The organism is Acetobacterium sp. K1/6, from assembly GCF_034438075.1.
In the GTDB taxonomy this organism is placed as follows: Bacteria; Bacillota; Clostridia; order Eubacteriales; family Eubacteriaceae; genus Acetobacterium; species Acetobacterium carbinolicum.
This window is the reverse complement of record NZ_JAXQGA010000009.1, coordinates 1-13,750: the sequence shown is the minus strand read 5'-3', so window position 1 is coordinate 13,750 and position 13,750 is coordinate 1. Positions and strand designations below refer to the sequence as shown.

The 13,750-nt window shown below is 44.6% G+C and carries 12 protein-coding genes; 7 read left to right on the top strand and 5 right to left on the bottom strand.

Annotated features, from left to right (window positions below; translation table 11 throughout):
* Nucleotides 1-4 precede the first annotated feature (4 nt).
* From U2P91_RS09490 to whiA, 4 genes are all read left to right on the top strand, one after another.
* Nucleotides 5-736: a PHP domain-containing protein gene (locus U2P91_RS09490; RefSeq protein WP_322519511.1), complete on the top strand. Its 732-nt coding sequence runs from the start codon at nt 5-7 to the stop codon at nt 734-736.
* A gap of 9 nt (nt 737-745) precedes the next feature.
* Nucleotides 746-1,618: an RNase adapter RapZ gene (gene rapZ / locus U2P91_RS09485; protein ID WP_322519510.1), complete on the top strand. Its 873-nt coding sequence runs from the start codon at nt 746-748 to the stop codon at nt 1,616-1,618.
* Nucleotides 1,619-1,749: 131 nt separating this feature from the next.
* Entirely contained in the window at nt 1,750-2,760 is a 1,011-nt protein-coding gene (locus U2P91_RS09480) for a gluconeogenesis factor YvcK family protein (protein WP_111887818.1), read from the top strand.
* A gap of 160 nt (nt 2,761-2,920) precedes the next feature.
* Nucleotides 2,921-3,943 (top strand): DNA-binding protein WhiA, encoded by a 1,023-nt coding sequence (gene whiA / locus U2P91_RS09475; RefSeq protein ID WP_111887816.1) that lies wholly within the window; start codon nt 2,921-2,923, stop codon nt 3,941-3,943.
* Between the two features lie 170 nt (nt 3,944-4,113).
* Here whiA and U2P91_RS09470 read toward each other — a convergent pair whose 3' ends face one another.
* From U2P91_RS09470 to U2P91_RS09450, 5 genes are all read right to left on the bottom strand, one after another.
* Complete coding sequence (locus tag U2P91_RS09470) at nt 4,114-4,692, bottom strand: sigma-70 family RNA polymerase sigma factor (protein ID WP_322519509.1); 579 nt, start codon at nt 4,690-4,692, stop codon at nt 4,114-4,116.
* A 258-nt stretch (nt 4,693-4,950) separates the two neighbouring features.
* Nucleotides 4,951-5,175 (bottom strand): DUF2922 domain-containing protein, encoded by a 225-nt coding sequence (locus U2P91_RS09465; protein ID WP_322519508.1) that lies wholly within the window; start codon nt 5,173-5,175, stop codon nt 4,951-4,953.
* Nucleotides 5,176-5,212: 37 nt separating this feature from the next.
* Complete coding sequence (locus tag U2P91_RS09460) at nt 5,213-5,437, bottom strand: DUF1659 domain-containing protein (RefSeq protein ID WP_322519507.1); 225 nt, start codon at nt 5,435-5,437, stop codon at nt 5,213-5,215.
* A 219-nt stretch (nt 5,438-5,656) separates the two neighbouring features.
* On the bottom strand, nt 5,657-6,052 hold the full coding sequence (locus U2P91_RS09455; protein ID WP_322519506.1) for a phage holin family protein: 396 nt from the start codon (nt 6,050-6,052) through the stop codon (nt 5,657-5,659).
* A 122-nt stretch (nt 6,053-6,174) separates the two neighbouring features.
* Entirely contained in the window at nt 6,175-7,230 is a 1,056-nt protein-coding gene (locus tag U2P91_RS09450; RefSeq protein ID WP_322519505.1) for a PocR ligand-binding domain-containing protein, read from the bottom strand.
* Nucleotides 7,231-7,788: 558 nt separating this feature from the next.
* Here U2P91_RS09450 and U2P91_RS09445 point away from each other — a divergent pair.
* From U2P91_RS09445 to U2P91_RS09435, 3 genes are all read left to right on the top strand, one after another.
* Nucleotides 7,789-8,382, top strand: a complete 594-nt coding sequence (locus U2P91_RS09445) for an RNA polymerase sigma factor (protein ID WP_322519504.1) — start codon at nt 7,789-7,791, stop codon at nt 8,380-8,382.
* Nucleotides 8,382-9,488, top strand: coding sequence for a hypothetical protein (locus U2P91_RS09440; protein WP_322519503.1), 1,107 nt, complete (start codon nt 8,382-8,384; stop codon nt 9,486-9,488). Before U2P91_RS09445 ends, U2P91_RS09440 begins: the two co-directional genes overlap by 1 nt.
* Nucleotides 9,489-10,340: 852 nt before the next feature.
* Nucleotides 10,341-13,484: a hypothetical protein gene (locus U2P91_RS09435; protein WP_322519502.1), complete on the top strand. Its 3,144-nt coding sequence runs from the start codon at nt 10,341-10,343 to the stop codon at nt 13,482-13,484.
* The last annotated feature ends 266 nt before the right edge of the window (nt 13,485-13,750 follow it).

Sequence of the window (13,750 nt, the reverse complement as noted above, 5' to 3'; positions counted from 1 at the left end):
ATTCATGAAAATAGTACATGATATGCACACCCATACAACCTATAGCCATGGTAAAAATACCATTGCTGAGATGGTGGAGCAGGGACGAAAAATCGGTCTGAAAGCGATCACGATTTCCGACCATGGCCGCAGTCATCCCCTGTTTGGCGTAAAAAAAGAGAACTTTGCCAAAATGCGGGCTGAAATTGATGCCCTCAATCAAAAATATGACGACATTGACATCTACCTGTCGGTCGAATCCAACATCACTGGAGCGGATGGCAGTATTGATATTGGTGATGAAGAAAAGAAATATTGCGACTGGATCTCAGCCGGATACCATTATGGTTATATTCCAGCCAGTATCAAAGACATTTTTGTATTTGCGATCCCCAATTATGCAGCCCGGGTGCTGCCATTTTTACGGAAACGGGTGGTCGGGATGAACACCCGGACTTATATCAAAATGATGGAGCGCTACAAGATCAAGCTAATTACCCATCCTGGTGATAAAATGCCGATTAATATTGAACCAGTAGCAAAAGCTGCCGCCAAACACGGCGTGATTCTGGAGATCAATCCCAGACATGATCATTTAAACGTCGAGGAAATAAAAGTCGCTATGAAATATCCGGTCGACTTTGCCATCAATAGCGACGCCCACAGCACGGCGGCCTTAGGCGATATGAAAAGTACGCCCCAAACCATCAAAGCCGCGGGCATCCCGATTAGCCGCATCATCAACATCGCCGAATAAGGAGGCGCCATGAAAACCATCATCATCACCGGCATGTCCGGGGCAGGAAAATCCCAGGCCATCCAGATTCTTGAAGATCTGGGCTATTTTTGTGTGGACAATATTCCCCCGCAACTCATGGTGACCTTTATCAACCTCTGCCAGCAATCAGCCACCGAAATTGAAAAAATCGCCCTGGTCACCGATGTCCGCGGGGATGTATTCTTAGAGGGGAAAGATACCCTCCTGGCTGAATACAAGCAGTCGAAGGATGATATCCGGATGATCTTTTTAGATGCCAGAGACGAGATACTGGTCGCCCGCTACCAGGAAACCCGGCGGGATCATCCCCTGACGGATTCCACCGGCAATTTGATTGAAGCGATCCGGCAGGAACGAATAAGGCTGGAACACTTTAGAGAAATAGCCGACGAAGTCATTGACACCTCCGATATTAAGGTTAGAGAATTAAAGCAACAGCTCATAAAAGTAGCAGAAGCAGATCGGGATAACTCGAAACCAAAGGTAAAAATCTACTCCTTTGGTTTTAAATATGCCAGCCCCATGGGGGCAGATTATGTCTTTGATGTCCGGTTTCTGCCCAATCCCTTCTATAAAAAAGAACTTAGAAATTTAACCGGTGAAGATCAGTTAGTCAGAGATTATGTGATGTCCTTCCGGGAAGCTCAGATCTTTTACGACAAACTGGAAGCGTTAATGACATTTGTCATTCCTCAATTTGCCAAGGTATCCAAAAATACCGTTGAAATCGCCATCGGCTGCACCGGCGGTCAGCACCGCTCGGTGACCTTTGCCTGGCTTTTAAACAAAGCCCTAAAAGAAAAAGGCTACGAAACCTCCCTCAAACACCGGGACATCAAAAGAAACCGTCTCGACCACTAAGGTAGGGTGTGAAAAGCGAAATATCCCCTTATCACACCCGGGCAACACGGTATAATTTTAGGGATGACATCATCCGTCGCGTCCCCGTGTCATGGCTAAGCCAATTAGTAATAAAAAAAGGAAGTGATCTCATGGATATGAAAGAATACATTAGGGAGTTCACCTTGAAAGACATTGTTAAAGTGAGAAACCCCAAAGTCGTCGCCATTGGCGGCGGCACCGGTTTATCCGTCATTCTCCGGGGACTTAAAAAATACACCAATAATCTTACCGCCATCGTCACCGTTGGTGATGACGGTGGCGGATCAGGAAAACTACGAGAAGACCTGGGCATCCTCCCTCCAGGTGACATCAGAAGCTGCATTCTGGCTTTGGCCGACGACGAAAACGTCATGCAGGAGCTTTTTAATTATCGCTTTCCCGGGGGCTGTATGGAAGGCCAGAGCTTTGGCAATCTTTTTCTGGCCGCGATGAATGGGATCAGCAGTGATTTTTATGACGCTGTCCGGCGGACCTCCGATGTCCTTCAAATAAAAGGCGAGGTGTTGCCCGTGACCTTGTCTCAAATGGTGCTGATGGCGACCCTGGAAAACGGAGCCGTCATCGAAGGGGAGTCGTCGATTCCCAAAGCGGCTCTTGCGCAACAGAGCCCTGTTGCCCGAATGTTTTTAAAACAGCCAAAGATCAGCCCACTGCCAGAAACCATCGAAGCCATTAAAAATGCCGACATGATTGTCCTGGGGCCGGGCAGCCTTTATACCAGTGTGATTCCCAATCTGTTGGTGAAGGATGTCGCCCGAGCGATCTTTGACAGTCGGGCCAGACGTTTTTACATCTGTAATATCATGACTCAGCCGGGTGAAACTGACGGTTACACCCAGGAAGATCATATCCGGGCCATCGAAGCCCACCTGGACCAAGCCGAAGGCCGACTCTTTGACTATGTGGTGGCCAACACCGGCAATCTGCCTAAAAGTATCGAAGAAAAATATAAAAAATGCGAAGCCGCAGTGGTGGAAATCAAAAATCCCCTCAAACAATACGCGTATATTCTGGATGACTACGTCGTCATGGAGAATGGGTTTGTCCGTCACGATGCCGACCTCCTGGCCCGCCGCATCTTCGAAACCTACGTAAAATAAAACATCATCCCGTAGGGGCGAGGGAATTGCCCCCTGTAGGGGCGATTATCAATCGCCCGGATATTTGGGCAGCCTGTAGCCGGTAGGGGCGAGGGAATAGACCTCCGTAGGGGCGATTATCAATCGCCCGCCCCCCACCAACAATGAAGGAGGAGCAGCCATGACGTTTTCAGCGATCTTAAAAAAAGATCTTTCCAAGATACCCTTTGGCTCCAGAGCCAGCCAGCTGGCTGAACTGTCGGGGCTTATTGGTGCTGTCGCAACCATTGCCATTGATGGAGCCGGAGCGATGACCATCAGCATCAAGACCGAAAATCCTTCGGTGGCGGCCAGGTGCTATCGGCTGGTGAAAGAGCTTTACCAGATCAAACCCAAAATTAAAATAGAAAAAACCCGAAAGTTCAAAGAACATCGGGCTTATCGGGTGGTGCTTGACGAACCGGTCGTCGCTAAAAAAATTCTGGAGGACTGCCTGATTCTTACCTATAACACCGAAGGCCAGGCTTTTTTTGCCAACCAGGTGCCGGATAAGTTTAGAAAACAGACCAGTCAGACAAAAGCCTATATCCGGGGGGCTTTTCTGGGATCAGGGTCCGTCTCCAATCCTGAGAAAACCTATCATCTGGAACTGGTGGGGAAGAAAACACCACTGGCGAATAAAAAAATTGAGAAAAAAAGCGAGAAAAAAAGCGAACGCAGTCCCGCCGCGAATGAACAATGCGCCTACCTCCAAAGCATTAAAGCAATCCTGGATCAGTATGAAATCAAGTCAAACCTCATTCACAGAAAAGGTCATTGGGTGCTTTATTTAAAGGAAGGCAGTAGCGTCGTCGATTTTCTCAGTGTTATCGGTGCCCATCGCGGGCTTCTGGAAATGGAAAATATTCGGATCGTCAAAGAAATGCGCAATGATGTCAACCGTCAGGTCAATTGTGAAACCGCTAATCTTAATAAAACGATCGCCGCTTCCTATGACCAGGTCGCCGATATCATGTTGATAAAAGATCAGTTCGGCCTTAAAAATCTGCCCCGTAATCTCTATCAGATCGCCGAACTGCGCCTGAACTACCCCGACGCCAGCATCAAAGAACTGGGTGAGCGCCTCGACCCCCCGGTCGGAAAATCCGGCGTTTATCATCGGCTCAAAAAACTCAACCAAATCGCCGAAGACCTAAAAAGGTAGGGCATGAGGCCTATCGCCAATAGCGTAACGCATCATCCTGTAGGGGCGATTATTAATCGCCCGTACCAACGTCACCGGGCGGGTAATACCCGCCCCTACAGTCCAAAGAAACCAACCCGCGCAAAAAGGGCCAGACAGCCGAATCTCAATTCGTCTGTCTGGCCCTTTTTTCAATTCACCAGATTCATTCCAAAATATGTCCGCAAATCGGCAATCGCCCGGCGATGGAGTTTGACCAGCGAGTTGGAGCTGACCCCAATATGCGCTGCAATCTCCCGAAAGCTGCGTTTTTTAAAATAGTGCTCCTCAATAATCCAGCGTTGTCGCTCCCTAAGCTGAGGCAGATACCGCTTCAAGGCAGCGAAGTCCTCGGCCCGGATATAATCACCCTCAATATCAGTGGGATCAGCAAGGGTATCGAGCAGCGAAAAGCTTTCGCCCTCGGAGATCCCACCATCAAGGGTGTAGAAATTCTGATGAACCTTGGCGACATTGACAAAATAATAAAACAATTCTTTTTTCAAATAGCCGGAAAAAGGAACCCCCAGATCTTCATTAAAGGTTTCCACCGCGTTTAGCAGCACAATAGCCCCTTCACTTAAATAATCATCAACCGCATCCACTTCATAAATATAACGACGAATCATCGACAGCATCAAAGGCCTGAAGCCTTCAATTAAAGCCAATTGGCATTCCGTATCCCTTTTTTTGGCGCCCCGAACCAAAAGAATCATTTCATTATTATCCACATTGTCACCTCTTTCAATAAAATCGAACATATGTTCTATAAGTAGTATAACGCATTCCTGATCAATTATCAACCCAAAACAGAACAAATGTTTGGTTAGGCACAAGGTAGGCGATGACTGAGGGAGCGGAAGGGTATGAAATGGGGACGTTACGCCTGTCCGCCCGATAGGGAACAAAGGCGAAATGTCCCCGTGTCATGCCCGGGCCACTTGGTAAAAAACGATAAAAAAAAGCGGGGGTCACCCCCGCTTTATCCTTTATACTGTCATCTCAAAATCATTCGTGGTGGTGCTAATCAGCTTTCCGCTGACTTTTTTGACCAGTTCACTATGATCTGGTGCAAACACATTGCGGGTCAGGATTGCATCCATTGTCGCGTTCATTTGGGTCTCGGTCACCGCCGGATCAGCATCCGGCACTGAAATGGTGGCGTTTTTACCGTCAGCCCGTGCAAAGACCATTGTAGCTTTAATTTCTGCCATATTTTTTTACCTCCTTTACTAAAATTTTTTAGGTGTTTTAGACACCTGGAACCAAGAGACTCGTCTCAATTTTGAGTACTTCTTCCATAGCCGGAGCCTGCAGATCTGCAAGTGCTTCGGCGACAGCATAAAGATCATCATCGACGGCTGTTTCTTTCAGGTTGGAATAAGTCCGTGACTTAATCACTTCCTTACCATCCACCATCCCATGGTTCGAGCGAACCTGCAGCTTGTTACTGATAAAATCTGTTGTTACTGGCATTATGTGTACCTCCTTTCATCTGGTATACTAATAAATGGAATAAACAAGAAGAAAGTGCCATAAAAAATTTTAGTGTTCAGGTAGGGCATGAAATGGGAACGTGTGTCAGCCCCTTAGGGATGACATCCGTCGCATCCCCATGTCATGGTCAGTCTAGTAGGGGCGATTATTAATCGCCCGGAAAGACGAAATACCCTCATTCCCGAGCCACCTTGCATCTCATTCCTCCCGCAATTGCTTAAGCACCCGTTTTAACTGCTGTGGCATCGGGAACCCCAGTGCCGCCAGATTTTCGGTAATGCTGATCCCTTCATTAGCCGCATAAAAGAAAATAACCGCCGTTCGCAGGGCGGCACCGCCACCCAGCAGGTTAACATCCAGTAGGTGACCCAGGGCCACCATCACCAGAATAAGCATCTTTTTCATAATCCCGACAAAACCAATTTGGCTCGACACCTGCCGCTTTGCTGCTGCCAGCACCAGCCCAGTCAGATAATCAATTAAAATCAGGCCCAGCAGTGTATACAAATACCCGTCAAACCCGCCCAAAAGAAACCCGATAACCGATCCCAAAACAGCAAAACACCGTGGCAACACCGTTAAAATCGTCTTCATCTCGTTTTTACCTCCTTTCTAAAATAAAAATGGTGTGACAACAGGGTCACACCAATATAATGGAAGCCAACAAAAAAAGATGCCAAAAAAGCAAAAAAGGCGGGTTCCCCCGCCAATTAATCCTAGTATAAATTATCTTGCAAATTCTTAATCTCAACCTTGAGCTTATCGGAGATCTGATTAAGCATACTCAGTTTTTCATTAATTTCGCCCATCGCTGCCTGATGTTCGCTGATGATCTTGAAGGACTTAGATGCCTGAGATTCCACCGAGTTCATACTTAAAACAATGCTGTCAAGAATGGTTTCAATCTTCTTAGCAGAATCCACACTCATGACGGCCAGTTTCCGGACCTCATCGGCGACGACGTTAAAGCCCCGGCCAAATTCACCGGCCCGGGTGGCCTCGATGGCGGCGTTTAATCCCAGCAGATTGGTTTGGGTGGCAACATCGCGAATAAATTTAAGAATCGAATCGGTTTCTTTTACCTTATTCTTAGAAATTGTCGAAGATTCCAGTAGTTCGTCCGATGCTTTAATCAGCGACTCGATCTGGGTTGAAAAATTATTAACCACATCCGTTACCGAGCGGATGTTTTCAAACATATCTTCAGAAATAACCTGGAATTTTTCGGTTTCATCAACCAGTAAGCGGTTGTGATGACCCATTTTAGAAATGGAATTGGCAAAGACATAAAGCATATCGGCGGCGGCATTAATTTTTTCCCGCGGAACAATGGTGATTTTTCGCAGGGCCGCAATGTATTCATCTTCATCGACGCCAATTTCCCGGGCGATCCGGCGAAACTTATCTTCGTCGGGGGGCGCATCCAGCACCTGACCGCCGAGGATTGCGCCAATCTGCTGACCATCCACCATAATGGGCGCCGTAAAATCGACCAGTCCGGCATGGCAGGAATAAACCGCCGGTTTCCCGGTATTCCCGGATTTTTTACCGCCTTCAATATCACAGGCAACACAGCGCTTGTTCCCCTCAGTGGAGCCACGGGTGTATTTCATACAAAAATCAGTAAAATTGCTGGGTTCGGTAATCGTCCCTTTGACATTATCCACCGAAACGCTGGCCATCCCCAGGGCCTTGGCAAAACTGTCCTGAAACTGCTGCAAGACATTTAAATCAATGAGTTCATCGACGGTGTAGCTTAACTTTTTTTCCATTATAATACTCCTTCATAAAAAATCATCCCCAAGACATCACCAAACAAAGCCTGTTATCGTGTGCATTTGAAACGGTTAATTTCTATATTCCCATAATAGATACATTCTATCACGTGAACTAAAAAAAGTCACCTATAAACCTTGGCACCGCTGAGATAAAAATTCACCCGGGTACCACAGTATAAACAGCAGCGATAACAGGCATCGGCGGTTTTAAAAACCTTCCTTAAATAACCATAAGACTACAAATTCTTAATCGACCGGTGTTATACTATAGAGTAAAGATTTAAAGATCTGTGATGACCAAGGGGTCAGACCATCGCCCGCAACCGGGAAATTGCCAGTTTGATTTGCAAAATTCTTTAATATAACTTATAGATGAGAAAGAAACCAGCCCGAAGAAGTGACGCAACAAAAAAAGTTTGGCACACACCACGCCACATCTTGCCTTTTTTCACTTTTTAGCTGATAATAGGCAGTACGTTAAAATTAATTTTAAAAAGCAATGCAATAAAACGTGAGAAAAAAACGTTAATATAATGTTGGGGGTTATACCTGATGAAACTATTCCTTGCAATGGTGGTACCGGATAACACAGAAAACACACAATACGAAAAAAAAATAAATATCGATGAAGCCATTTTCACCCGGATTGCCGCAGGTGATATGGTCGCTTTCGAAGAATTTTACCGCCAGACGGAACGAACCGTCTATGCCTTTGTGTTGTCAACCTTAAAAAACCATGACGATGCCCTGGATGTCGTCCAGGACACCTATCTAAAGATTAGGGCGGCCGCCCATCTTTATAAGCCCATGGGTAAACCAATGGCCTGGGTCTTTACCATCGCCCGGAATCTGTCCGTCAGCAAAATCCGCAGTAAACAGAAAAATGATAGCATCACATTGACCGATATGGAAAACGATCTGAATTTTTCCTATGTCAGCGACGCCGAAGACCGACTGGTGCTTCAAACCGCACTAAAAATTCTCACTAGTGAAGAAACCGAAATTATTCTTTTACACGCCATTTCCGGGTTTACTCACCGCGAAATTGCCAAAAGCCTGGAGATGAAGCTATCAACCGTTTTATCAAAATATCATCGTGGCTTAAAAAAATTGAAAAAATATCTCATCGAACAGGAGGTGATCTAATGAGCCATCATCAAAAACTAAATATAGAAGCGTCCCTAAAACGCGCAATCAGCCAGGCCCCAACCCTGGATTTTGAAAAGCTGGCCGCCATGCCGGTACTCAAAATGACTGAGCACGACACCATCACCCGGCAAGTGGCGCCCGCAACCCAGCGAAATGGACGGATACGGCTGGCCGCAAAGCCCCTATCCATGGCCTTCGCCGGAGCTCTGGTGATCTTGATTTGTATAACCACCTGGTTTGGAGAGTTTAAATCGCCAGAAAGCATCATTGCTCTGGATGCCAACCAGAGTGTCGAAATTGTGACCAACAAGCACAAACAGATCTTAGCGGTGAAAGCCTTTGACCAGAATGTTCAGGCGCTGCTGGATGAAAAACACCTCAATCAGACCAACCTGGAAGACTCCGTCGGGGTGATCATCACCACGATGATAAAAAACGGTTACCTGGATGAAAGCAAAAGCGTGGTCATGGTGAGTGTCGAAAATCAGAGCACCGCTAAAGCGGATGATCTGGCTGTATCGCTTAATCAGGTGATAAAAGACAGTGCCACCGCCGAAGACATTAACGCCACCGTGGTCAGGCAAACCGTCGTTACCGATAGTCAAACCCTTACTGAGGCCGAACAATACAGCGTTTCCACCGGTAAACTCAATGTCATGAAAGAACTGGTTATGGCTGACAGCTCCCTGACCATGGATGCCCTGGCGGCGATGTCGCTGACGGATTTACTGGAAGTTTCCAAAGAAAAATCAGTCGATCTGACCAAGGTAATCAAGAGCGACGGGTCAAAAAAAGAAACCAAAGACAAACCCACCACCCCGGACGAAGAAACCCCGGCAGTGACACCAGAAGCAGAGCCGGAAATAACACAACCCAACGATCAAACCGAGGAGATCGCTGATCCAGCCGTTAATAAAACCCCGGCTGCCACCACCGTTTCACCAACCCTCCCGGTCGAAGCCGAAAAAGAAACTGAAAAAGAAACCGAAAAAGAAACTGAAGCCGTTGACGAGGAGAAAAGCCCGTTAAGCGAAACCAAACCCACCAACCCGGAAGAAGTCATAGAAGAAACCGAAGCAGTCCCAGAAGAACCATTAAGCTAGAAGCTCGGCTATGAAATGTCTCCATTTCATGGCCGAGCCACAGATATATGTTCAATTAAAGATTTAACGTAGGGGCGATCAGTGATCGCCCGCTAGGGATGAAAGGCGAAATCTCCCCGTGTCATAGCCGAGCCACTCGGTATAGGTTAATAAGATATGACATCTGTATCATGGTCGAGCCAAGTTCGTAGGGGCGATTATCAATCGCCCGCAAAAGTAAACTGCCCCCATGTGCAAAAAATAAAAAAAATAAAAAAATAAAATCCCATGCAATAAAACCCCCACCTCAAACGTTAACCAGTTGTAACAAAGAATTATAGAAATTATGTTTGAAAACGTGTATCAGTGGTAAGTACTAATAGTAAGCACGATTATAGAAGGGAGCTGATCGCTGTCATCATCACCATTACGATTCACCATATTTATCCAAAAACCGGCAGTTGGTTTGGCCAAAATTGAAAGTATTGGACACATTGTCAAACTAAAAGACTAGAATTTGTAAGCGATGTGAGACAAAACCAGTTTTTTGGATTTTGAAAATGTTAAAATCCCGATTTTATTTGAAATGACAACGATATTTATTGCAAAACATCATAAGAAGGTGTAAAATCATACAAGAACGCTCTTTCTCGGTTTACCGTTTCACTGTATTGGCCAACCAGCTATTTTTGTAGCAATGATGGTTCGCTAGCTAAAAATTAGGAAGGAGGAAAGAGGGACAGTAAAGAGGTAAATCCAGAACCCAAATATGGAGCAAGATTAAGCTCTGGAATTTCTAGGCGATTAATGTAAAAGTTATTGCTGGAACTTCCGGATAAAAAACCCAAAATTTAACAACGGAGGAAACAAAGTATGAAGAAGATTACAGTTAGCATTTTATCAGTATTGATGATGCTTTCCATGGTATTCTCTACAAGTGTATTCGCGGCTGAAAAAACAAACCCAGTTGCGGATTTCTTTGCAGGAATATTCGGCGCTCAAACATCAGACGTATCAGATGTAGGCGTTGAATACCGTGGTCACGTAGAAAACAAAGGTGACTTTCCAGTCGATGGTACTTGGATTCAAGGACCAGAACGATTAGGAACAGTAGGCGAAGGCCTGAGATTGGAAGCATTCTGGATTAAATTAGCAGATACTGCTCCAGCCGGACTTCACATTAAATACCAGGTACACGTTCAGAACAAAGGCTGGATGGGCTTTGTTGAAGACGGTGCTTTAGCTGGTACTGAAGGCGAAGCATTGAGAATCGAAGCGATTCAGATTTCATTAGTGGATGACGAAGGCAATATCGCTGATGGTTACTCAGTAGAGTACCGCGGCCATGTTCAAAACATCGGCGATACCGAATGGTATGCTGATGGCGCTCAGTTAGGAACCACTGGTTCTGGCTTACGATTAGAAGCTCTTGAGATTAAAATCGTACAGTTAAAAGCTGATATGACTGCTTACAACGCAGCAGTAGCAGCAGCTGCAGCTTTGACAGAAACTGATTACACAGCTGAAAGCTGGGCAGCTCTTCAAACAGCATTAACAGATAATGTTGTAACTGAAGATAATACTCAGGCTGAAGTTGATGCAGCGACAGCGGCTATTAACGCAGCGATTGATGCGTTAGTTGAAGTGACACATGTTACTGGCGTAGAAGCAATTAATGCTACTCAAGCAACAGTAACATTCAGTGGCGCTGTTAAAGCAGTAGTGCCAGCAAACTTCTCAGTTAAAGATGCTAATGGAAACACTGCATTTGTAAGTGGTGTAACATTAAACGCAGCAAAAACTGAAGCTACTTTGACATTCTTCAACAAATTCGTTAATGACGGTGTTTACACAGTAACAACTTCAAATGTAGTTGATGCTGAAAATTTAACAATTGCAACGTCAGTGGAGTCATTCACATATATTGCAGCTGATGCAGCTTCTGTAGTATTTACAGGAACTACAATTTTACCAGGTGGAGATATTAAAACTTTATTAACAGTAACTGATACTTTAGGTAGAGATATTACTAAAGAAGTTGCTTTAGAGTATGAAACTTCAAATGTAACCGTAATTAATGGTTCTGGTACAGCAGTTGGTGCAAGCGGAACTTCAGCTATTGTTGTAGCTAAAGTAGCAGTTGGAACAACTTATGTAAAATCAGCACAAACAACAATTAATGTTTCAGATGCTGCTGAGAAAACATTTGTTGGTTACAATGTTTATGTAGCTCCTAATACAGTAACTACAACTACAGCATTCAATGCTTTAGCAGCTGATAAAAAAGTAGATTTTGTATATAAGAGTGATGCAGCTAGCAAATTAGCATTATATTACAACGATCAATTCGGTGAAAGTATGACAGCTGTAGATGCTACTAATTTCGTAGCAAGAGGAGCAGTAGTTACTAACTTAACACCTACCATTGTTATCGTTGAAAATAATGGCAGTATTACCCCAATCTCTGTTGGAGATGGTTTTGTAAAAGTAAAAGTCGGAACAGTTGAGCAAACTGTTAAGATTACTGTAAAAGCTGATCCAATTGTAACTACAATGGAATTAGATAAAACCAATGTATCCGTAGTTGCAGGTCAAACTGCAGATGTAAAAGTAACTTTCAAAAATCAATATGGCACAGTCGTTACCGGGTTAACACCTGTGGCAGTTTCAAAAGCACCAGCAACAGCAACTGCAACAGCAGGGGCTGATAAAGTAACAATTGGTGGTGTAGCTAAAGGTACAACTACTGCAGATGTAACTTATGTAGTTGGTACAACAACACTGAAACAAACTATCAACATTACGGTAGTAGAGCCAGGTACTTTAGCAAATTATACACCAGTGGCAGCATTTACTAGTATTGATGCGAATGCGGCGACTGCAAGCTTAACAGTTCCACATGCTTCAGGCGTGACAGTTAATGAAATAGATACCAATGGTAATATTATTGGTACTGTTTTACCTGCTAACACAACACTAACTGAAGTTGATGCAGCTGGCGTAGCAGTAGTAACTGGTAATTTAGTATCTATTAATGATGCTACAGATACGGTTACAGCTGTTAAAGCTGGAACAGCTTATGTACAAGTAAAAGTTGGTTCATTAGTAGTTGGTACTTTACAATTCACTGTAGTTAATACAGGAACAGTTGCTACAGCTGCTGAATTCAATAGCTTAGCTGTTGTATATACAAATGTTGATGCAGCGGCTACAGGAATTGATACAAGTTTAGAAGCGGACTTAGAAGCTTTGATAACAGTTAAAGATCAAAATGGTGTTGTTATAGCACCGACTCCCGCATTGGTTGTTACTTACACAACAACTAATCGTGTTGGTATTTCTGATACTTTAGCTACATTAACCGCCGAAAGTGCTACAGCAACTGTTGTTGTAACATCAGTAACTGCCGGTGGCGACAACTTAATCGCGGCTCCAGTACAACTTGAGTTATCAGCAACAGCTGATACAGCGACTGCTACCGCAGCAGTTGTAACCTATGAAGGTTCAACATACACAACAGATGCTTTAATCAAAACAGCAATTGACAATAAAGTAGCTGCTCAAGCTGCAGTGACAGCATTACCAGCTGGCACTACTAAGACAGCTCTACAAGCAAGAATCGATGCTGAAGATGTAAACCTTGATGCAGCAGCCACCATTGCTACAGTTACTGTTGCAGATGGAACAATAACTGCAGATGGAACAAGTGCAGAAAGTGAAACTATGACTGCAGTTATTAAAAATGCAGCTAATGTAACTTTGACTACCGCACTAACAGGTGATTATGCAGCTTCATACGCATGGTCAGTGACTGGCGTAACACAAATAGGTACACCAGTAAATTCACTTGCGATTGGTGATTTAACCATTACTAGTGCAATTGTAAACCCAGCAACCTTTAATAAAGCGATAACTAAAACAGTTGATGCAGGTGCTTCATATCAAGTACAAGTAACTGTTGATCAAGGAGCTTTAATCACAGCTATCGATGTAGCTGCTGATATTGCAACTATTTAGTTTGGGGCACAGTGCCTGTCACTTAACTTATTCAACTTAACTTATGAGGTGGATAGTTTAGAAACAGAGAATAGAGACGATTCGGGTTCTTCGGGACTCGGGTCGTCTTTTCTTTTTTGCCAGTGAAAGAACATACGTTTGAAGTGGCTGGAAAATCTGGAGGAATCTGTCTAGAGAAGATTTGGCTGGTGGTATTGATTTATACTTAAAACTGACCCACCATTAACGGTTAAAATTGACCCACCCTGAGGGGAAAGGAGCGAATA

Excerpts from the sequence above, each read along its gene's own strand:
- U2P91_RS09460 (WP_322519507.1), bottom strand. The coding sequence starts at position 5,437 with ATGCCAGTAACAACAGATTTTATCAGTAACAAGCTGCAGGTTCGCTCG.
- U2P91_RS09445 (WP_322519504.1), top strand. The coding sequence starts at position 7,789 with ATGAAACTATTCCTTGCAATGGTGGTACCGGATAACACAGAAAACACA.
- U2P91_RS09465 (WP_322519508.1), bottom strand. The coding sequence starts at position 5,175 with ATGGCAGAAATTAAAGCTACAATGGTCTTTGCACGGGCTGACGGTAAA.
- U2P91_RS09450 (WP_322519505.1), bottom strand. The coding sequence starts at position 7,230 with ATGGAAAAAAAGTTAAGCTACACCGTCGATGAACTCATTGATTTAAAT.
- U2P91_RS09455 (WP_322519506.1), bottom strand. The coding sequence starts at position 6,052 with ATGAAGACGATTTTAACGGTGTTGCCACGGTGTTTTGCTGTTTTGGGA.
- U2P91_RS09440 (WP_322519503.1), top strand. The coding sequence starts at position 8,382 with ATGAGCCATCATCAAAAACTAAATATAGAAGCGTCCCTAAAACGCGCA.
- U2P91_RS09435 (WP_322519502.1), top strand. The coding sequence starts at position 10,341 with ATGAAGAAGATTACAGTTAGCATTTTATCAGTATTGATGATGCTTTCC.
- rapZ (WP_322519510.1), top strand. The coding sequence starts at position 746 with ATGAAAACCATCATCATCACCGGCATGTCCGGGGCAGGAAAATCCCAG.
- U2P91_RS09480 (WP_111887818.1), top strand. The coding sequence starts at position 1,750 with ATGGATATGAAAGAATACATTAGGGAGTTCACCTTGAAAGACATTGTT.
- U2P91_RS09490 (WP_322519511.1), top strand. The coding sequence starts at position 5 with ATGAAAATAGTACATGATATGCACACCCATACAACCTATAGCCATGGT.
- whiA (WP_111887816.1), top strand. The coding sequence starts at position 2,921 with ATGACGTTTTCAGCGATCTTAAAAAAAGATCTTTCCAAGATACCCTTT.